General features: G+C 43.8%; 17 protein-coding genes. 12 read left to right on the forward strand and 5 right to left on the reverse strand.

Annotated elements, in window-relative coordinates; translation table 11 throughout:
* Positions 1 to 23: 23 nt before the first annotated feature.
* The 12 genes from glpO to HMPREF8571_RS03085 all read left to right on the forward strand — a co-directional run bounded on the left by glpO (position 24) and on the right by HMPREF8571_RS03085 (position 13,095).
* The gene (gene glpO / locus HMPREF8571_RS03030) at positions 24 to 1,850 is read left to right on the forward strand and encodes a type 1 glycerol-3-phosphate oxidase (protein ID WP_000395893.1); all 1,827 of its coding nucleotides are present in this window, start codon (positions 24 to 26) and stop codon (positions 1,848 to 1,850) included.
* 70 nt (positions 1,851 to 1,920) lie between these two features.
* Complete coding sequence (locus tag HMPREF8571_RS03035; protein ID WP_000975176.1) at positions 1,921 to 2,625, forward strand: MIP/aquaporin family protein; 705 nt, start codon at positions 1,921 to 1,923, stop codon at positions 2,623 to 2,625.
* A gap of 226 nt (positions 2,626 to 2,851) precedes the next feature.
* Complete coding sequence (locus HMPREF8571_RS03040; protein ID WP_000730286.1) at positions 2,852 to 2,983, forward strand: teichoic acid D-Ala incorporation-associated protein DltX; 132 nt, start codon at positions 2,852 to 2,854, stop codon at positions 2,981 to 2,983.
* A gap of 20 nt (positions 2,984 to 3,003) precedes the next feature.
* Positions 3,004 to 4,554, forward strand: coding sequence for a D-alanine--poly(phosphoribitol) ligase subunit DltA (gene dltA, locus HMPREF8571_RS03045; RefSeq protein ID WP_004239669.1), 1,551 nt, complete (start codon positions 3,004 to 3,006; stop codon positions 4,552 to 4,554).
* Positions 4,551 to 5,795, forward strand: coding sequence for a D-alanyl-lipoteichoic acid biosynthesis protein DltB (gene dltB / locus HMPREF8571_RS03050; RefSeq protein WP_000969712.1), 1,245 nt, complete (start codon positions 4,551 to 4,553; stop codon positions 5,793 to 5,795). Before dltA ends, dltB begins: the two co-directional genes overlap by 4 nt.
* Before the next feature lie 13 nt (positions 5,796 to 5,808).
* A complete protein-coding gene (dltC, locus tag HMPREF8571_RS03055) occupies positions 5,809 to 6,048 on the forward strand; it encodes a D-alanine--poly(phosphoribitol) ligase subunit DltC (RefSeq protein WP_000351974.1) in 240 nt (79 codons plus the stop codon).
* Entirely contained in the window at positions 6,041 to 7,309 is a 1,269-nt protein-coding gene (gene dltD, locus HMPREF8571_RS03060) for a D-alanyl-lipoteichoic acid biosynthesis protein DltD (protein ID WP_000919846.1), read from the forward strand. The genes dltC and dltD overlap by 8 nt, the downstream gene beginning before the upstream one ends.
* A gap of 141 nt (positions 7,310 to 7,450) precedes the next feature.
* Positions 7,451 to 9,487: a cell surface ecto-5'-nucleotidase Nt5e gene (gene nt5e / locus HMPREF8571_RS03065; RefSeq protein ID WP_001042693.1), complete on the forward strand. Its 2,037-nt coding sequence runs from the start codon at positions 7,451 to 7,453 to the stop codon at positions 9,485 to 9,487.
* Between the two features lie 149 nt (positions 9,488 to 9,636).
* Positions 9,637 to 10,077, forward strand: coding sequence for a zinc-dependent transcriptional regulator AdcR (gene adcR, locus HMPREF8571_RS03070; protein WP_001249325.1), 441 nt, complete (start codon positions 9,637 to 9,639; stop codon positions 10,075 to 10,077).
* Positions 10,077 to 10,781, forward strand: a complete 705-nt coding sequence (locus HMPREF8571_RS03075) for a metal ABC transporter ATP-binding protein (RefSeq protein WP_001269485.1) — start codon at positions 10,077 to 10,079, stop codon at positions 10,779 to 10,781. The genes adcR and HMPREF8571_RS03075 overlap by 1 nt, the downstream gene beginning before the upstream one ends.
* Positions 10,774 to 11,580, forward strand: coding sequence for a metal ABC transporter permease (locus tag HMPREF8571_RS03080; RefSeq protein ID WP_000950034.1), 807 nt, complete (start codon positions 10,774 to 10,776; stop codon positions 11,578 to 11,580). The genes HMPREF8571_RS03075 and HMPREF8571_RS03080 overlap by 8 nt, the downstream gene beginning before the upstream one ends.
* Before the next feature lie 9 nt (positions 11,581 to 11,589).
* Entirely contained in the window at positions 11,590 to 13,095 is a 1,506-nt protein-coding gene (locus tag HMPREF8571_RS03085; protein ID WP_000724118.1) for a zinc ABC transporter substrate-binding protein AdcA, read from the forward strand.
* Positions 13,096 to 13,149: 54 nt separating this feature from the next.
* Here the strand turns inward: HMPREF8571_RS03085 and HMPREF8571_RS03090 are convergent, their stop codons facing one another.
* The 5 genes from HMPREF8571_RS03090 to arcA all read right to left on the reverse strand — a co-directional run bounded on the left by HMPREF8571_RS03090 (position 13,150) and on the right by arcA (position 19,681).
* Entirely contained in the window at positions 13,150 to 14,478 is a 1,329-nt protein-coding gene (locus HMPREF8571_RS03090; RefSeq protein WP_000219481.1) for a dipeptidase, read from the reverse strand.
* A gap of 20 nt (positions 14,479 to 14,498) precedes the next feature.
* Positions 14,499 to 16,010: a YfcC family protein gene (locus HMPREF8571_RS03095; protein WP_001293917.1), complete on the reverse strand. Its 1,512-nt coding sequence runs from the start codon at positions 16,008 to 16,010 to the stop codon at positions 14,499 to 14,501.
* 90 nt (positions 16,011 to 16,100) lie between these two features.
* Positions 16,101 to 17,048, reverse strand: a complete 948-nt coding sequence (gene arcC / locus HMPREF8571_RS03100; protein ID WP_000019630.1) for a carbamate kinase — start codon at positions 17,046 to 17,048, stop codon at positions 16,101 to 16,103.
* Positions 17,049 to 17,360: 312 nt separating this feature from the next.
* The gene (gene argF, locus HMPREF8571_RS03105) at positions 17,361 to 18,377 is read right to left on the reverse strand and encodes an ornithine carbamoyltransferase (protein WP_000149750.1); all 1,017 of its coding nucleotides are present in this window, start codon (positions 18,375 to 18,377) and stop codon (positions 17,361 to 17,363) included.
* 77 nt (positions 18,378 to 18,454) lie between these two features.
* Positions 18,455 to 19,681, reverse strand: a complete 1,227-nt coding sequence (arcA, locus tag HMPREF8571_RS03110) for an arginine deiminase (protein ID WP_000094628.1) — start codon at positions 19,679 to 19,681, stop codon at positions 18,455 to 18,457.
* Positions 19,682 to 19,836: the final 155 nt, after the last annotated feature.

Raw genomic sequence — 19,836 nt, forward strand, 5'->3', positions numbered from 1 at the left:
ACTCAGTTAGAAAGTGTGTAAATATGGAATTTTCAAAGAAAACACGTGAATTGTCAATTAAAAAAATGCAGGAACGTACCTTGGATCTCTTGATTATTGGTGGAGGGATTACAGGAGCTGGTGTAGCTTTGCAGGCTGCAGCCAGTGGTCTTGACACTGGTTTGATTGAAATGCAGGACTTCGCAGAAGGAACATCCAGCCGATCAACAAAATTGGTCCACGGAGGTCTGCGTTACCTCAAACAATTCGACGTAGAAGTGGTATCAGATACAGTTTCTGAACGTGCGGTGGTTCAACAAATCGCTCCACATATTCCAAAACCAGATCCAATGCTCTTGCCAGTTTACGATGAAGATGGAGCAACCTTTAGCCTCTTCCGTCTCAAAGTAGCCATGGACTTGTACGACCTTTTGGCAGGTGTTAGCAATACGCCAGCTGCTAACAAGGTCTTGAGCAAAGAAGAAGTCTTGGAACGCCAGCCAAACTTGAAGAAAGAAGGCTTGGTAGGAGGTGGAGTTTACCTTGACTTCCGTAACAACGATGCGCGTCTCGTGATTGAAAACATTAAACGTGCCAACCAAGACGGTGCCCTCATTGCCAACCACGTTAAGGCAGAAGGTTTCCTCTTTGACGAAAGTGGCAAGATTACTGGTGTTGTAGCTCGTGATCTCTTGACAGACCAAGTCTTTGAAATCAAGGCTCGTCTGGTTATCAATACGACAGGTCCTTGGAGTGACAAGGTACGCAATTTGTCCAATAAGGGAACCCAATTCTCACAAATGCGTCCAACTAAGGGAGTTCACTTGGTAGTGGATTCAAGTAAGATCAAGGTTTCACAGCCGGTTTACTTTGATACAGGTTTGGGAGATGGCCGGATGGTCTTTGTCCTCCCACGTGAAAACAAGACTTACTTTGGTACAACCGATACAGACTACACAGGTGATTTGGAACATCCAAAAGTGACGCAGGAAGATGTGGATTATCTACTTGGCATTGTCAACAACCGCTTCCCAGAAGCAAACATCACCATTGATGATATCGAAAGCAGCTGGGCTGGTCTTCGTCCATTGATCGCAGGCAATAGCGCTTCTGACTACAACGGCGGAAATAACGGTACCATTAGCGACGAAAGCTTCAATAGCTTGATTGCGACTGTCGAGGCTTATCTATCGAAAGAAAAATCGCGTGAAGATGTTGAGTCTGCTGTCAGCAAGCTTGAAAGCAGCACATCTGAGAAACATTTGGACCCATCTGCAGTTTCACGTGGTTCGAGCTTGGACCGTGATGACAATGGCCTCTTGACCCTTGCTGGTGGTAAAATCACAGACTACCGTAAGATGGCTGAAGGGGCTATGGAGCGCGTGGTTGATATCCTCAAAGCAGAATTTGACCGTAGCTTTAAACTTATCAATTCTAAGACTTACCCAGTTTCAGGCGGAGAATTGAATCCAGCAAATGTGGACTCAGAAATTGAAGCCTTTGCGCAACTTGGAGTTTCACGTGGATTGGATAGCAAGGAAGCCCACTATCTTGCAAATCTTTACGGTTCAAATGCACCGAAGGTCTTTGCACTTGCTCACAGCTTGGAACAAGCGCCAGGACTCAGCTTGGCAGATACCTTATCCCTTCACTATGCAATGCGCAATGAGTTGGCTCTGAGCCCAGTTGACTTCCTCCTTCGCCGTACCAACCATATGCTCTTCATGCGTGATAGTTTGGATAGCATCGTTGAGCCAGTTCTGGATGAAATGGGACGATTCTATGACTGGTCTGATGAAGAAAAAGCAGCCTACCGTGCGGATGTTGAAGCAGCTCTTGCTAACAACGATCTAGCGGCATTAAAAAATTAAGAAAAACTAGAAAAGAGGGAGGCGGGCTTTCCTTGCCTTCTCTCTCCTTCTTTTATATGGAGACAACGATATGATGAAAGAATTATTTGGAGAATTTTTGGGGACTTTAATCCTTATCCTCCTAGGAAATGGTGTTGTAGCAGGTGTGGTTCTTCCTAAAACCAAGAGTAACAATTCAGGATGGATCGTCATCACGATGGGATGGGGGATCGCCGTTGCGGTTGCCGTCTTTGTATCTGGCAAGCTCAGTCCTGCACACTTAAACCCAGCTGTGACGCTTGGTGTAGCCTTAAAAGGTGACCTGCCTTGGGCTTCAGTATTCCCATATATCCTAGCTCAGTTCGCTGGAGCGATGCTTGCTCAAATCTTAGTTTGGTTGCAATTCAAACCGCACTATGAGGCAGAAGAAAATGCAGGAAATATTCTAGCAACTTTCAGCACTGGACCAGCTATCAAAGATACTGTGTCAAACTTGATTAGTGAAATCCTTGGGACTTTTGTCTTGGTATTGACAATCTTTGCTTTGGGTCTCTATGACCTTCAGGCAGGATTAGGAACCTTTGCAGTGGGGACCTTGATTGTCGGTATCGGTCTTTCACTAGGTGGGACAACGGGTTATGCCTTGAACCCAGCTCGTGACCTTGGACCTCGTATCATGCACAGTATCCTTCCGATTTCAAATAAGGGAGACGGGGACTGGTCTTATGCTTGGATTCCAGTTGTGGGACCTATCATTGGTGCAGCCTTGGCAGTCCTAGTATTTTCACTTTTCTAAGATAAAAGAGCTTTTTGCAACAGAGTTTGAGATGGGAATCTCAGGCTCTTTTTTGATGGCCAAAACATTAATATCTTAACTTGTCTTAAAATAAGCTAAAACCAACTTTTAAGTTATGGTAAACAGTTGAAAAAAAGGTTGATAAAGTGGTAAAATGTTAGGAAGATAAGATAGTAATTGCTGATTTGCATAGCTTTTCTGAAAATTTACAAAAAAGAAGTAGAATATGAAAAAAAAGAGAACATTTTATATTTTTTGTGCTCAAACATTTCTGTATTTCGTTATTTTGCTTGGTTTGCTTTATTTTTTTAGTTACCTTGGACAGGGGCAAGGTGGCTTTATCTATAACGAATTTTAACTCAAAGGAGAAAACCTATTGTGTCAAATAAACCCATAGTTGATATGATTGAAACGATTGAGCGCTTTGCTCAGACACAAGCTAGTTATCCTGTTTACAATGTTTTGGGGCAAGAGCATACTTATGGTGATCTGAAGGCTGATTCGGATAGTTTGGCTGCAGCCATTGATCAGTTGAATTTGCCAGAAAAATCTCCTGTTGTCGTCTATGGCGGACAGGAGTATGAGATGTTGGCTACCTTTGTGGCCCTGACCAAGTCAGGTCATGCTTATATTCCCATCGATAGCCATTCAGCCTTAGAACGGGTAGCTGCTATCGTAGAAGTAGCAGAACCGAGCTTGATTATTGCTATCTCAGATTTTCCATTAGAGCAGACAAGTATACCAACACTGAATTTAGAGCAAGTCCATGAAGCCTTTTCTCGACGTTCCAGCTATACCATCACGCATCCAGTAAAAGGAGATGACAACTACTACATCATCTTTACATCTGGGACGACTGGTAAGCCAAAAGGAGTGCAGATTTCCCATGACAATCTCCTCAGCTTTACCAACTGGATGATTACAGATAAAGAGTTTGAGACGCCGAGTCGTCCGCAAATGCTGGCCCAGCCGCCTTATTCTTTTGATCTATCTGTTATGTACTGGGCGCCAACCTTGGCACTAGGTGGAACACTCTTTGCTCTACCGTCTGCCATCACACAGGACTTTAAGCAACTCTTTGCGACCATCTTTTCCTTGCCCATCGCTATCTGGACTTCGACGCCTTCCTTTGCAGATATGGCCATGTTGTCAGAAGACTTTAATAGCGAGAAAATGCCTGAAATCACGCATTTCTACTTTGATGGTGAAGAATTGACGGTCAAAACAGCTCGAAAACTGCGTGAGCGTTTCCCGCATGCTCGTATCATCAATGCCTACGGTCCAACAGAAGCGACAGTAGCCCTATCAGCAGTTGCCGTGACAGATGAGATGTTGGCGACTCTCAAACGTCTACCAATCGGCTATACCAAGGCGGATTCTCCGACCTTTATCATTGACGAGGATGGCAATAAAGTTCCCAATGGTGAACAGGGAGAAATCATCATTTCTGGACCAGCTGTTTCAAAAGGCTATATGAACAATCCTGAAAAAACAGCAGAAGCCTTTTTTGAGTTCGAAGGTCTTCCAGCTTACCACACAGGAGATGTAGGAACCATGACAGATGAGGGCTTGCTTCTCTACGGTGGACGGATGGACTTCCAAATTAAGTTTAATGGTTATCGTATTGAGCTTGAAGATGTCTCGCAAAACCTCAACAAGTCTCGCTATATCGAGTCGGCTGTTGCTGTCCCACGTTATAACAAGGACCATAAGGTACAGAATTTACTGGCCTATGTTATCCTAAAGGATGGTATCCGTCAGCAATTTGAACGGGATATTGATATAACCAAGGCTATCAAGGAAGACTTGACTGATATCATGATGTCCTATATGATGCCGTCTAAATTCCTTTATCGGGACAGCCTACCGCTGACTCCTAATGGTAAGATTGACATCAAGGGCTTGATTAACGAGGTAAACAGCCGATGATGGAATTTTTCAAACATTTTCCTCATTTGGAACCTTATGGGAATCCACAGTATTTTCTATATATCATCGGTGCCACCTTGCCCATCTTTATCGGCCTCTTTTTCAAGAAACGTTTTGCCTTGTATGAGGTACTGGTTAGTCTTTTCTTTATCCTAGCCATGTTGGTAGGTGGGAAGACGGATCAAATCAGTGCTCTCCTTCTTTATATCGTTTGGCAATTGCTACTTGTTTTTTCCTACAAAAGATACAGAAAAAAGCGGGATAGCCAGTGGGTCTTTTATCTGGTTAGCTTTTTATCTTTATTGCCGATTATCTTTGTGAAAGTAGCTCCTGCTATTCATGCTCCCCAGTCCTTGCTTGGCTTTTTGGGAATCTCATACTTGACTTTTCGTTCTGTTGGGATGATCATCGAGCTGAGAGATGGGGTGATTAAGGATTTCACCTTGTGGGAATTTATCCGTTTTCTTCTCTTTATGCCGACCTTCTCAAGTGGTCCCATTGATCGTTTTAAACGCTTCAATGAAAATTATCAGACTATTCCTGAGCGGGATGAGTTGATGGATATGCTGGAAGAGGCTGTCAAGTATATCATGCTTGGCTTTCTATATAAGTTTATCTTGGCTCACATTTTAGGAGAGACATTATTGCCTCCACTGAAAAATTTGGCCCTGCAGACTGGTGGCTTCTTTAACCATTATGCCCTAGCAGTCATGTATACCTTTGGTTTGGAATTGTTCTTTGACTTTGCTGGCTATTCTATGTTTGCCTTAGCCATTTCAAACTTGATGGGGATTCGTAGTCCGATTAACTTTAACAAGCCTTTTTTATCAAGGGATTTAAAGGAGTTTTGGAATCGTTGGCATATGAGTCTGTCTTTCTGGTTCCGTGACTTTGTCTTTATGCGAATGGTGATGGTGTTGACTAGAAAGAAGGTCTTTAAGAATCGCAATGTGACTTCAAGTGTTGCCTATATTGTAAATATGCTGATTATGGGATTTTGGCACGGAGTGACCTGGTACTACATCGCCTACGGACTCTTTCATGGGATTGGACTGGTCATCAATGACGCTTGGGTTCGCAAGAAAAAAGCACTCAATAAAGAACGCAAAAAAGCTGGGAAGGCTGCTTTACCTGAGAATCGCTGGATTCAGTTGCTTGGCATGGTTGTCACCTTCCATGTCGTCATGTTTTCATTCTTGATCTTTTCTGGATTCTTGAATGATTTGTGGTTTAAAAAATAAAAGGAAATAAAATATGGATATCAAATCAGAAGTTATCGAAATTATTGATGAGTTGTTTATGGAAGATGTTTCTGACATGATGGATGAGGACCTCTTTGATGCAGGCGTCTTGGATAGCATGGGAACGGTTGAATTGATTGTTGAGATTGAAAATCGTTTTGACATTCGTGTCCCAGTGACGGAGTTCGGTCGCGAGGACTGGAATACAGCCAATAAAATCGTAGCAGGCATTAGGGAGTTGCAGAATGCTTAAGCGTTTGTGGTTAATCTTTGGCCCTCTGCTTCTTGCTAGTTTTCTTGTTTTCTTACTGATCTTTTTCTATCCAAACAATCCGAGTCATAATTTGATGGAAGAAAAATATTCTGCAGCAGCGATTAGTTCGGAGAGCTTTAAAGAGAGAAGCCAAAAAGTGAGAGCCTTTACGGAACCCAATATGCGCTTTATTCCCTTTTTTGGCTCAAGTGAGTGGATTCGTTTTGATAGCATGCATCCTGCGGTCTTGGCGGAGAAATATAGTCGCCCCTACCGGCCCTATTTTTTGGGACAAGCAGGAGCGGCCTCGCTTAACCAGTATTTCGGTATGCAGCAAATCTTACCAGAAATCGAGGAAAAACAGGCAGTATTTGTGATTTCCCCTCAGTGGTTTACAGAGGAGGACTATGAGCCAGCCTTCTTCCAAAACTACTTTAACAACGATCAGTTGACAGCCTTTCTAGAAAATCAATCGGGAGAGATTGCAGCCAAACATGCGGCTAAACGTCTCTTAAAGCAAAATCCAGGAGTCTCTATGAAGGGTATCGTTGAGAAGCTGTCAAAGGGTGAGGAATTATCAGAGATCGACCATGCTATTATCAAGGCTTTTGCACGTTTTAATGAGCGTCAGGCTTCGCTATTTGGACAATTTTCCATTCGAGGAAAACTCAAGTACAAGGAACATGTGGAGAACTATTTAAAAGATCTTCCGGATCAATTTTCTTATGAAGAGTTAGAAAAAATTGCTCGAAAGGATGCAGAAGCCAATACCAATAACAACGATATGGGAATTGAAAATCAATTTTATAAGACCCAGGTGAAAGACTACCTCGAGAAGTATAAGGGCTATCAAAAAAATTACAATTTCCTCAAGTCGTCTGAATACAATGATTTGCAGTTGGTTCTCAATCAATTTGCCAAATCAAAGGTCAATGTCCTTTTTGTGATCCAGCCTGTCAATAAAAAATGGATGACCCATACAGGGCTCAGCGAGGAAATGTACCAACATGCTGTTGAAAAAATTCGTTACCAGTTAGAAAGTCAAGGTTTCACCAACATTGCTGACTTTTCTAAAAAAGGTGGAGATCCCTACTTTGTCAAGGATACGATTCACATTGGTTGGTTGGGTTGGCTGGCTTTTGATAAGGTTGTCAATCCCTTCTTAACGGATCCGACCCCAGCTCCAGACTATAAAATGAATGACCGCTTCTTCAGTAAGGACTGGGCGACCTATGATGGAAAGATCAAAGATTTCCAATAAATCAAGAAAAAGCTTGAACTTTTTAGTTCAGGTTTTTTTGTTAAATAGCGAATATTTGAGAGAGAAATAGGTCAAAAGTTTAATTTTTTTCAGAAATAGCGTATAATGTAATAGAAAAGAAGAAAAGAAAGGGATTTTAAAATGAACAAACGTTCTTTGTTACCTGTCTTGTCGACAGCCCTGTTAGCTCCAGCCTTCTTAGCTGGACAAGTCTATGCTGAAGAAGCAACTGCCCCTGCAGAAAGCCCTGCAGTTGTAGCAAATCCAGCAACTTCAGAAACTCCTGTAGCTCCAACAACTGAGGCGGCAACTCCCATAACTGCTGAATCGGCGGAAGTAAAGGAAGCTCCTGTTGAATCTCCTAAAAGCGAAGAAAAAGATACCGTTATCTTGCACACCAATGATGTCCACGGTCGTATCGTAGAGGAAAAGGGAGTTATTGGAGATGCCAAGCTAGCGACTGTCATCGAGCAGGAACGCGCGAAATCAAATCAAACGACTCTCGTCGTAGATGCTGGAGACGCCTTCCAAGGTTTACCGATTTCCAACTCTACAAAGGGTGAAGCACGCGCCGAAATTCTCAATCAGATGCAGTATGATGCCATGGCAGTAGGAAACCATGAGTTTGACTTTGGTTTGGACGAAGCTAAAAAATACAAGGAAATCTTGAAATTCCCATTACTTAGCTCAAACACCTACGTCAATGGTGCCCGTCTCTTTGAAGCTTCTACAATCGTTGATAAAGATAAGACTGTGGAAGGTGATGAGTTTGTTGTAATCGGCGTGACAACACCTGAAACAGCTACCAAAACTCACCCTAAAAATGTCAAAGGAGTAACTTTTACAGATCCAATCTCTGAAGTCAATAAGGTCATCGAAGAAGTTCAAGCCAAGGCTCGTGCAGAAGGTAAGGACTACAAACATTATGTTGTGCTGGCTCACTTGGGTGTGGATACTACAACTCCAGTCGAATGGCGTGGTTCAACTTTGGCAGAAGCCTTGTCTAAAAATCCTCGTTTGAAAGGGAAACGCGTAACAGTAATCGACGGTCACTCTCATACAGTAGAATCAACGACTTATGGAGACAATGTTACCTATAACCAGACAGGAAGCTACCTTCATAATGTAGGAAAAATCACCTACAAATCACGTCAGCTTTTGGGCAATCCAACTCAGATTCCGGCTGCTGATGCTAAAAAATTACCAGCTAATCCAACAGTTGAAAAACTAGTCAAAGACATTAAACAAAAATACGATGCTGAAAATGCTGTTGAAGTCGTTTCAAACAGCCCTGTAGAACTCAACGGAGATCGTGAAAATGTTCGGGTTCGTGAAACCAACCTCGGAAACGTCGTAGCGGACTCCCTCTATCAGTATGGTCAAACAGGATTTAGCCATCCGACTGACATCGCTGTGACAAATGGTGGTGGCTTGCGTGAAACTATTGCAAAAGGCAAACCGATTACGAAAGGAAATGTCATTGCCGTTCTTCCATTTGGAAATACCATCTCACAGATCCAAGTGACTGGGCAACAAGTATTGGATATGTTTGAAAAGTCACTCGGCTCTATCTTGCAGGTCGATAAGGATGGCAAGAAGGTCTTGGATGAGAACGGGCAACCATTGCTAGAACCAAGTGGTGGCTTCTTGCAAGTTTCAGGTGTGAAGGTTTACTATGATACCAATCTACCATCAGGTAAACGTGTCTTGGCCATCCAGGTCAAAAACCGCGCGACTGGTCGTTATGATCTCTTAGACCTCGCAAAAACCTATTATCTTGCAACCAATGATTTTCTAGCTGCGGGTGGCGATGGCTACACGATGTTGGGTGGTGCGCGTGAAGAAGGTCCTTCTATGGATGCAGCCTTTGAAGAGTATCTGAAAACTGCTGATTTGACCCAGTATGAAAAGATCAATCCGAACTCACGGACGATTTCTGTGGATTCTAAAAACTTTAGTCTACCAGTAGAAACGCCTCAAACGAATGCAGCTGCTAGCGATGCGACTACAAATGTACCACTTACTTATGAGGTGGCAGGTCAATTTAGCAAGAAGGCAGTTGTCTCAGAAAAAGCTCTTCCAAATACAGGAAGTGAACAATCCATCTTCTTGCTCTTGATGGGAATGGTAGCTGGTCTGGCAGGTATCTTATCGAGCCGAAAACCAAAGCTAAAATAGGTTAAATTTCACATCTAGAAGAGTCTAGGGAAACGTTTTTACGCCTTTTTCCCTTGACTCTTTTTTGGTTTATGATATAATTAACCAGTAAAGAATCTGTGGCTATCTAAGTTTTTTTACGGAAAAGATAGCTAGGGAAGGAGTAACACATGAGACAGCTTGCACAGGAAATTGATAACTTTTTAAATGAGGTGATCTTGAGATCTGAGAACCAGCATGAAATTCTGATCGGGCATTGCACCAGTGATGTAGCCTTGACCAATACTCAGGAACATATCCTCATGCTCCTGTCAGAAGAATCCTTAACCAACTCGGAGTTGGCTCGTCGTCTCAATGTCAGTCAGGCGGCAGTGACCAAGGCTATCAAGTCTTTGGTCAAAGAGGGCATGTTAGAGACATCCAGAGATCCCAAGGATGCGCGTGTGATTTTTTATCAACTGACAGAGCTAGCTCGACCAGTAGCGGCAGAACACCACCATCATCATGAACACACGCTCTCAGCCTATGAACAAGTAGCAAATCAGTTTACTCCAAATGAACAAGAAGTCATCCAGCGGTTTTTAACTGCTTTAGTAGGAGAAATCAAATAATGCGGTATATTACAGTAGAGGACTTGTCTTTCTATTATGACAAAGAACCTGTCCTCGAGCACATCAACTACAGTGTTGATAGTGGGGAGTTTGTCACCCTGACTGGTGAAAATGGGGCTGCCAAGACGACGCTGATCAAGGCTAGTCTAGGCATCTTGCAGCCAAGATTTGGCAAGGTAACCATCTCAAAGACAAACACTCATGGGAAAAAGCTTAGGATAGCTTATCTTCCCCAGCAGATTGCCAGTTTTAATGCTGGTTTTCCAAGTACAGTTTATGAATTTGTCAAGTCGGGTCGCTATCCGCGAAAGGGCTGGTTCCGTCGTTTGAATGCCCACGACGAGGAGCATATTAAGGCTAGTCTAGACTCAGTTGGTATGTGGGAACACCGTAATAAACGGATTGGTTCCCTCTCTGGTGGGCAAAAGCAACGGGCGGTTATTGCACGGATGTTTGCTTCTGACCCAGATATCTTTGTCTTGGATGAGCCGACGACAGGGATGGATGCGGGGAGCAAAAATGAATTTTACGAACTCATGCACCACAGTGCCCACCATCATGGCAAGGCCGTTTTGATGATTACGCACGACCCTGAAGAGGTCAAGGCCTATGCGGATCGCAATATCCATCTAGTGCGTAACCAAGACTCGCCTTGGCGTTGTTTTAACGTTCACGAGAGTGACCAGGAGGTGGACCATGCTTAGTTTGTTATCATATGACTTCATGCAGCGGGCCTTCTTGGCTGTCATTGCCATGAGCCTCTTTTCACCAGTTCTTGGGACCTTCCTTATTTTACGTCGTCAGAGTTTGATGAGTGATACTCTCAGTCACGTTTCCTTGTCAGGGGTTGCCTTTGGTCTGGTCTTGGGGATTTCTCCAACTATTTCGACCATTGTCATTGTCTTGATAGCTGCGGTCTTTCTGGAGTATCTCCGTACGGTTTACAAGAACTTTATGGAAATCGGGACTGCCATCCTCATGTCGACAGGGCTTGCAGTCTCCCTTATCGTGATGAGTAAGGGGAAAAGTTCGAGTTCCATGAGTCTGGATCAATACCTCTTTGGTTCGATTGTGACTATCAGTGAAGAGCAGGTCCTTGCCCTCTTTGTCATTGCTGCAGTTGTTTTGCTCTTGACTTTCTTGTTCTTACGTCCTATGTACATCTTGACCTTTGATGAGGACACGGCTTTTGTAGATGGGCTACCTGTCCGCACTATGTCTATCCTCTTTAACATGGTAACAGGGGTGGCTATTGCCCTCATGATTCCAGCTGCGGGAGCTCTTCTGGTGTCGACCATTATGGTCTTGCCAGCTAGTATTGCCCTTCGTCTAGGGAAAAACTTTAAATCTGTTATGTTACTGGCTAGTGCGATTGGCTTTTTGGGAATGGTAGCGGGGCTTTACATCTCCTATTATGCGGAGACTCCTGCTAGTGCAAGTATCACCATTATCTTTGTAGCTGTCTTTTTGTTAGTCAGTCTACTCAAGCGTTATATCAAATAGGAGGTGAAAATGAAAAAAATTAGCTTACTACTGGTTAGTCTATGTGCTCTGTTTTTAGTGGCTTGTTCCAATCAAAAACAGGCAGATGGGAAATTAAATATCGTGACAACCTTTTACCCTGTCTACGAATTTACCAAGCAAGTCGCGGGAGATACCGCAAATGTAGAACTTCTAATCGGTGCTGGGACAGAACCCCACGACTACGAACCTTCCGCCAAGGCAGTTGCCAAAATCCAAGACGCAGATGCCTTTGTCTATGAAAATGAAAACATGGAGACCTGGGTTCCTAAATTGCTAGAGTCTTTGGATAAGAAAAAAGTCAAGACTATCAAGGCGACAGGCAATATGCTGCTCCTACCAGGAGGTGAGGAAGAAGAGGAAGGTCATGATCATGGTGATGAAGGTCACCATCATGACTACGATCCCCATGTATGGCTCTCACCAGCACGTGCTATCAAACTGGTAGAGCATATCCGTGATAGTTTGTCAGCAGATTATCCTGATAAAAAAGAGGTTTTTGAAAAGAATGCCGCTGCCTATATTGAAAAGTTACAAGCCTTGGACAAGTCCTATACAGATGGCTTGTCTCAAGCTAAACAAAAAAGTTTCGTGACCCAGCACGCAGCCTTCCGATACTTGGCTTTGGACTACGGTCTCAAGCAAGTATCAATCTCAGGTCTTTCACCAGACGCAGAACCATCAGCAGCTCGTTTAGCAGAGTTGACAGAGTATATCAAGAAAAACAAGATTTCTTATATCTACTTTGAAGAGAATGCCTCTCAAGCCCTTGCCAATACCCTTTCCAAAGAAACGGGTGTCAAACTAGATGTGCTCAATCCGCTAGAAAGTCTGACAGAAGAAGCAACCAAGGCTGGTGAGGACTATATCTCTATCATGGAGAAAAACCTCAAGGCTCTCAAGCAGACAACAGATCAAGAAGGACCGGAAATTGAGCCAGAGAAGGAAGAAAACACCAAGACAGTTCATAACGGTTACTTTGAGGACGCAGATGTCAAGGACCGCGCCTTGAGTGACTATGCAGGAAACTGGCAATCAGTTTATCCTTTCCTTGAGGATGGGACCTTCGATCAAGTTTTTGATTACAAGGCTAAGTTGACTGGCAAGATGACAATGGATGAGTACAAGGCCTACTATAGAAAAGGCTATCAGACAGATGTGACTAAGATCAACATCACGGACAATACCATGGAGTTTGTTCAAGGTGGACAAATTAAGAAATTCACTTACAAGTATGTCGGCAAGAAAATCTTGACTTATAAGAAAGGCAATCGTGGGGTGCGCTTCCTCTTTGAAGCGACCGATGCAGATGCTGGACAATTCAAGTATGTTCAGTTTAGCGACCACAATATCGCCCCAGTCAAGGCCGCACATTTCCATATCTTCTTTGGGGGCACCAGTCAAGAAGCTCTCTTTGAGGAGATGGATAACTGGCCAACCTACTATCCAGATAAGCTATCTGGTCAAGAAATCGCCCAAGAAATGTTGGCGCATTGATGTAAAAAAAAATCCCGCAAATCTGCGGGATTTTTTGGTAGAAACTTTATCTGGTTAGGTTGCGAGACGGTAAACCGCCTCTGCGTAGATGTCCATAGCGCGATAAAGATCGTCTAGGACAGCTGCTTCATTTGCCTGATGTTCAGTTTGTTGTGCTCCTGGAAAAAGAGCGCCAAAGGCTACACAGTTTGGCATGGTGCGGGCAAAGGTAGCACCACCTGATGAGAGAGGAGGAGTTTTATCTCCGGTTTTTTCTTGGTAGACTTGCATAAGGGTAGTAACAAGTTGGCTATCTCTTGCGACATAGAGGGGTGCTAGATAGTCAAATTCTTGGTAGTCAAGTTGGTAGTCTTTGGTGCACTGAGTGAGCTGTGCCACCAGTTTCTCCTTATCTGCTAGCACAGGTATACGTATATCGATCCGAATCTCGGAGCGATCGGGATTGATAGTCAAGCCCGCAACATTAAAGGAAAGGGAACCGGACGGTTCATCAGCGACCTCTCCAAATATATTCAGTCCTTTGCCGTCCTGCCCGGCTTTGTCGCTTAGAAAATGGAGAGTAGGATGTGAGTGAAGGTTTGCGAGTACACTGGCTAGTCGAATGACGGCATTTATACCCTGACTAGCGTCTTTGGCATGTTTGGGCAAACCGATAACAGTCACTGTTTGGTCTGCAGTTTGGTAATCATAACCAGCTTCTGTTAAACCTCTACAAACCGCTTCATAAAGAGGACCTTGGTAACTTGCCTTGTCTGGTACGACATTAAAGGCACCTCCGATATCGAGTTTGAGTTGATCAGAGCCGGGGCCATGAAGCTTGACTTGAAGGAGCCCCTTTTCAGCATATGTCAAAGGAAATGACGAATCAGGGGCGAATCCCATACTAGCTGTTTCTTCGAGGGCATTGTAGCGTGCCATACATCTCCAAAGGGTTTCTTCATCCGTACCAAAGATAAAACGCACGCGCTTCTGAAATTGGATGCCTTGGTCAAGCAAGCTTTTCACTGCGTAGAGAGCTGCCAGTGAAGGACCTTTATCGTCCTGTGCCCCTCTTCCGTAGAGGATTCCTTCTTTAATGCTTGCTTCAAATGGTGGCGTCTGCCAATCTGATAGATCTCCTGCAGGTACAACATCCAAGTGACAGAGGATGGCAAGGAGCTCACCCTCACCAACCTCGGCATAACCATAATAGCCTTTGGGATCAATATAGGTTCGAAAGCCAAGTTCATGGCAGATTTCCAGCGTCTTTTCTAGGACGTCTTGAATAGCTTGTCCAAAAGGTGTCCCCTGCTCCCCTTCGTGAAGGACAGATGGATAAGAAATCAAGGTTTGTAGGCTCTTTACAAAGCTTTGTTTAATAGAATCAGTGATGTAGACGGTCATTCGTTTTACCTCGCACTATTTTATAGGAATGGCAGGAAGGTGCCTAGGATAAGCAGAAGCATGCTCACAATCACGATAGTGATAATGAGTTTCGCAACAAATTTCCACCAAGTTCCTAAGCTGATACGACCAAGTGCGAGAGCTCCCATCACAATACCAGAAGTAGGAGTGATGAGGTTAAGTACACCAGATGCAGATTGGTAGGCAGTGATGATGAGGCTTGCCTTGACATTGACAAACTCACCGAGTGGTGCCATGATACCCATTGTAGCACTAGCTAAACCTGATGAAGATGGGATAAGGAAGGACATAGGGAGGTAGAAGAGGTAGGTCAAGACGATAAAAACTTGAGGTGAGAGACCTTGAAGGCCGACTTCGCCCCAGTGAAGGATCGTCGCAGTAATCATACCGTCATTCATGATAACTTGGATACCACGGGCTACCGCACAAATCAAAGCTACTGTGAGAAGATCTGCTGCACCATTCATAAAGGTAGAGATGATTTTACTTTCCTTGAGGCCGTATACGATACCGATGAGGATCCCCATGACGGCAAAGAGCATAGCTCCTTCAGGGAAGTACCAACTACCAAAAGGTTGAGCAGATGAACCGATCACTCCACCGACAACAGGAAGACCGATCAACCAGTTCTTCATATCTTCAAACAAGGTGATATGCAAGTCTAACCAAGGGATAAAGCTGGCGATCATGATGATAAAGGTCAAGATGAACAAGGCAAGTACATGTTTTTGTTTCTTGCTCAAGACAGATGGAGCATCATCATTGTCAGTGACTTTGAAATGTTTGAGGTCTTCTTCTCTTTGAGAATAAACGAGTGATTTTGTAGGATCTTTTTGAATTTTTTCTGCATAGCGGTAAACGAAGTAGGTACTCATACCCGTCATCACAATCCAGAAAATAATCCGGAGAATGACACCGTCCATAGAAGATACGCCTGCCGTATCAGAAGCGATAACAGTTGCGAATGGATTGAGTGTAGAGGCGAGACAGCCAACTTGAGAACCGAGTAGGATAATGGCAACAGCAGTAATGCTATCGAAACCAACAGCCATCATCACAGGGACGAGGAGTGGGTAAAATGCCATAGTTTCTTCACCCATACCATAAGTTGTTCCTCCTAGTGCAAAGAGGGGCATGAGGATGAGGATCAGCATTTTTTCGCGTCCCTTGTATTTCTTAACAATAGAGGCGATACCAACATCTAGTGTGCCAGTTGCATTGACAACGCCAAGGAATCCCCCAACCATGAGGATAAAGAAGGCAACGTCAATAGCAGCTTTTGTAGGTTCGTGACCGAGCATAGCCCGAATCGGAGCCATTAAAACATCGTAAATCCCTTGGGGATTAGAGGTAACGGTTTGATAGGTACCTGCAATGAGGTTACCTGCTTCGTCTGTATCATACTTACCTGCCGGGATGATCCAAGTCAAGATTGCCATAATAGCAATGATAATGATCAAAACAGTATAAGATGACGGCATTTGGAACCTTTTTTTTGTATTTTCACTCATTTGTTTTTCCTCCTAAACTATGTCACAAAGTATAAAACGAATGATGTTGGTCTGCCTGTGTACTCCTAATCAAGCTTGTTTAAAAATCGACTAGTCTTTCACAATAATTGTTCCACTTTCGGATTCAATCAGGGCACCGAGATTGCTGAGTGAGGTGATAGCAGCCTTACCAGCAGGGTGGTTGGTGACAAAGTCAATGGCAGCTTCGACCTTGGGTAGCATGCTACCTGGAGCAAATTGTCCTTGTTTGATGTATTCTTGAAGTTGACTAACGGTAACGCGTTCCAGCCTTTCTTGATTTGGTTTATTGTAGTTGATGTAGACGTAGTCTACGCCAGTGAGCACGATAAAAACATCTGCCTCAACCAATTCTGCCAGTAGTTGAGAAGCAAAGTCTTTGTCTATAACGGCTTCAACACCGTCCAAGTAACCGTTTTCATTTTCGATGACAGGAATGCCTCCGCCACCAGCAGCGATGACGATTTGTCCGTCATTGAGTAAAGTACGGATGCTGTTGATTTCTTTGATGCCAATTGGTTTAGGTGAAGCGACTACCTTACGCCATCCCCGACCAGCATCTTCCTTAAAGGTAGCACCTGTCTTTTCACTTTCTGCTTTTGCTTCTTCTTCGCTATAGAAAGGACCGATTGGTTTGCTTGGATAGGCGAATGCCGGGTCGTCCTTGTCGACGATGACTTGAGTGACTACAGAGGCGACGCTCTTTTCGATGTTAGCGTCTACTAGGGCATTTTCCAAGGCGTTTTGGAGCCAAAAACCGATACTGCCCTCGGTCATAGCGACTAGAGAATCCAGTGGAAAGGCAGGGTTTTTTTCAGAATTAGCCTTCAAGTGTTGGAGCAGGAGATTTCCAACCTGAGGGCCGTTGCCATGGGTGATGATGAGTTCATCCCCGTTTTGAATCAGTTTGACCAGATAACGAGCTGTTTCTACCAGAGCAGCTTCCTGAGCCTGGGCAGAGGGATCTGTGGAGAGGATGGCATTTCCGCCTAAGGCGACGACGATTTTCCGATGAGACATGATCTCTCCTTTCACTAAGATACAAACCTATCAGACCTCAAAGAAAAGATTGAAAGCAAGACCAAGATTGGATACTTGGAGCAAGCACTATTCTGATGAGGTGAGAGGTAGATGCATTGAGGCAATCTGGACGAAGGGAGTTCAAAAATGGATAAGAATGGGTTAAACCACCAAAGGGACTAGACTAGTGATAAAAGGATAATAGGAAGGTTTGTTTAGAGGTGGCAATTGATTAAACGAACTTCTTATTTCTAGAAATATGGATTGTAATGCTTACTAGCCAGAGTCCCTAAGGTGCTTGGTTACTAAATGTTAGACTTTGGGAATATAGAGATTTCCAAGAGTCGCTACCATGACAGCTTTGATGGTATGCATCCGATTTTCTGCTTGATCAAATTGTCGTGCGTATTGACTGCGGAAGACTTCGTCCGTTACTTCCATTTCTTCTACGCCAAATTTTTCAGCTACTTGTTTACCGTAAATGGTATTGGTATCGTGGAAGGCTGGCAAGCAGTGAAGGAAAATCAACTTGTCATTTCCAGCTTTCTTCACCAACTCCATGTTGACTTGGTAAGGTTTGAGTAGGGCAACCCGCTCAGCAAATTTGTCTTCTTCACCCATAGATACCCAAACGTCAGTGTAGAGGACGTCAGCTCCTTTGACAGCCTCATCAGCATCTTCTGTAATCAGGATGTGGGCGCCGCTTTCTTTTGCATATCCTTTTGCCAATTCTACGACAGATTGGTCAGGGAAGAGTTCTTTTGGAGAGAAGACATGTACGTTGACTCCGAGAATCGCTCCCGTCACAAGGAGACTATTGGCAACGTTGTTACGACCATCTCCACAGTAGACCAAGGTCAATCCTTCTAGATGACCAAAGTTTTCTTGTACTGTGAGGTAGTCGGCCAACATTTGAGTTGGGTGCCATTTGTCAGTCAAGCCGTTCCAAACAGGAACGCCAGAATACTGAGCCAGTTCTTCCACCATATCCTGACTAAAACCACGAAATTCAATTCCGTCAAACATGCGTCCGAGAACTTTAGCGGTATCTTCAGTTGATTCTTTCTTGCCAAGTTGGATATCGTTGGCACCTAGGTATTCAGGATGTGCACCTAGGTCAATGGCTGCTGTTGTAAAAGCAGCCCGGGTTCTAGTAGAAGTCTTTTCAAACAAGAGAGCAATGTTTTTGCCTGCTAGATAGCGGTGTTCGATATTGCGTTTTTTGAGGTCTTTCAAGTGAGCTGAAAGACCGATAAGGTATTCGAGCTCTGCTCGGCTAAAATCTTTTTCTGCTAGAAAACTACGTCCTTGAAATAGGGAATGTGTCATGATAACCTCTTTCTAATACTTCGTCCTAAGGGACTTGGCCAAGTATAATCTGTCTATCTATCAGAAGGATGAGGAAGTCAAATTTCTTCGCGTTCAAACGGCATAGACATGCAACGAGGTCCACCACGGCCGCGTACCAATTCCCTTCCGCGAATCTTAATGAGGCGAAGACCGTATTCTTCCAGTTTCTTATTGGTAACGGTATTGCGTTCATAAACGACTACCACACCTGGTGCGATTGCAAGGGTGTTAGAACCGTCATTCCATTGTTCACGAGCAGCAGCAACGATGTTTCCGTCCCCGCATGGGATGAGGGTTACCTTTTCAACGCCGAGGTTTTGGGCAAGGAGTTCTGCTAGATCGCCTTTTTCTTCAACGATTTGCAATTCTTCATTTTCATAGGTCACAGAGAAGACTCGGAGGTTTCCTTGGATTTCTGGGTGGATAGTAAATTTATCGTAGTCCACCATAGTAAAGACAGTATCCAAGTGCATGAACTTACGGCTGTTTGAAAATTCAAAGGCCAATACTTTTTTGAAGCCAACATTTTTCTTGAAGATGTTAACAAGTAGTTTTTCTATAGATGCAGCATCCGTCCGTTGAGAAATCCCTACAGCTAGGACATCTTTAGAGAGAACAAGTTCATCGCCTCCTTCGATGCGTGTCGTTTCTTCGCGATTGTAGATCAAATCAAGTCCACCGTAAACTGGGTGGTATTTAAAGATGTATTTACCGTAGAGGGTCTCGCGGTTACGGGTGTCGGCATACATATGGTTGAGCGATACAGCATGCCCAATTGTGGCAAACGGATCGCGAGTGAAGTAGAGGTTGGGCATAGGATCGATAGCAAATGGATAATCTGACTCAACTAAGTCGGTTAATCCTTTTGCTGATTCAGGGATTTCAGGGAGTTCTGTTTTTTGAACCCCTGCCATGGTTTTTTCGATCAATTCGAGATTGTCTTCTATGTCTTGGAGGAGCTTGCGAATTGCAATCTTAGTTTGACGGCCACGGATGTTGGCTTCGTCTAAATATTCCTCGATGAATTGATTTCGGATTTCTGGAGTAGTCAATGATTCAGCAGCCAGTTGCTCTAGGTAAAGGACTTCGACTCCTTCGTCACGAAGTGCCTGAGCAAAAGCGTCGTGCTCACTCTGGGCGTCCGCTAAAAATGGGATGTCATCAAAGAGTAGCCTCTCGAGGTGGTCCGGCATTAAGTTTTCCAACTCTTTGCCCGGACGATGCAACATAACTTTTTTCAGTTTCCCAATTTCTGAGAATACCTGAATTGGATGTGAAGACATGTGGTTTCCTCCTTTAAAATTTTGCTTTGATACCTTTTTGATACCGCTTACATGTTCGTTATAACACAAACAATAATACTTGTCAAGGACGAAAATATAGAGAAAATTTCGATAAAATATGGTTTTTATAGTGTTTTATGTTAATATGCAGTAAG

Origin of the sequence: Streptococcus mitis ATCC 6249, from assembly GCF_000146585.1 — a bacterium.
GTDB lineage: Bacteria > Bacillota > Bacilli > Lactobacillales > Streptococcaceae > Streptococcus > Streptococcus mitis_AZ.

Excerpts from the sequence above, each read along its gene's own strand:
- HMPREF8571_RS03085 (WP_000724118.1), top strand. The coding sequence starts at position 11,590 with ATGAAAAAAATTAGCTTACTACTGGTTAGTCTATGTGCTCTGTTTTTA.
- argF (WP_000149750.1), bottom strand. The coding sequence starts at position 18,377 with ATGACACATTCCCTATTTCAAGGACGTAGTTTTCTAGCAGAAAAAGAT.
- HMPREF8571_RS03080 (WP_000950034.1), top strand. The coding sequence starts at position 10,774 with ATGCTTAGTTTGTTATCATATGACTTCATGCAGCGGGCCTTCTTGGCT.
- dltB (WP_000969712.1), top strand. The coding sequence starts at position 4,551 with ATGATGGAATTTTTCAAACATTTTCCTCATTTGGAACCTTATGGGAAT.
- arcC (WP_000019630.1), bottom strand. The coding sequence starts at position 17,048 with ATGTCTCATCGGAAAATCGTCGTCGCCTTAGGCGGAAATGCCATCCTC.
- HMPREF8571_RS03040 (WP_000730286.1), top strand. The coding sequence starts at position 2,852 with ATGAAAAAAAAGAGAACATTTTATATTTTTTGTGCTCAAACATTTCTG.
- HMPREF8571_RS03090 (WP_000219481.1), bottom strand. The coding sequence starts at position 14,478 with ATGACCGTCTACATCACTGATTCTATTAAACAAAGCTTTGTAAAGAGC.
- dltC (WP_000351974.1), top strand. The coding sequence starts at position 5,809 with ATGGATATCAAATCAGAAGTTATCGAAATTATTGATGAGTTGTTTATG.
- HMPREF8571_RS03035 (WP_000975176.1), top strand. The coding sequence starts at position 1,921 with ATGATGAAAGAATTATTTGGAGAATTTTTGGGGACTTTAATCCTTATC.
- glpO (WP_000395893.1), top strand. The coding sequence starts at position 24 with ATGGAATTTTCAAAGAAAACACGTGAATTGTCAATTAAAAAAATGCAG.
- HMPREF8571_RS03075 (WP_001269485.1), top strand. The coding sequence starts at position 10,077 with ATGCGGTATATTACAGTAGAGGACTTGTCTTTCTATTATGACAAAGAA.
- nt5e (WP_001042693.1), top strand. The coding sequence starts at position 7,451 with ATGAACAAACGTTCTTTGTTACCTGTCTTGTCGACAGCCCTGTTAGCT.
- adcR (WP_001249325.1), top strand. The coding sequence starts at position 9,637 with ATGAGACAGCTTGCACAGGAAATTGATAACTTTTTAAATGAGGTGATC.
- arcA (WP_000094628.1), bottom strand. The coding sequence starts at position 19,681 with ATGTCTTCACATCCAATTCAGGTATTCTCAGAAATTGGGAAACTGAAA.
- dltD (WP_000919846.1), top strand. The coding sequence starts at position 6,041 with ATGCTTAAGCGTTTGTGGTTAATCTTTGGCCCTCTGCTTCTTGCTAGT.
- HMPREF8571_RS03095 (WP_001293917.1), bottom strand. The coding sequence starts at position 16,010 with ATGAGTGAAAATACAAAAAAAAGGTTCCAAATGCCGTCATCTTATACT.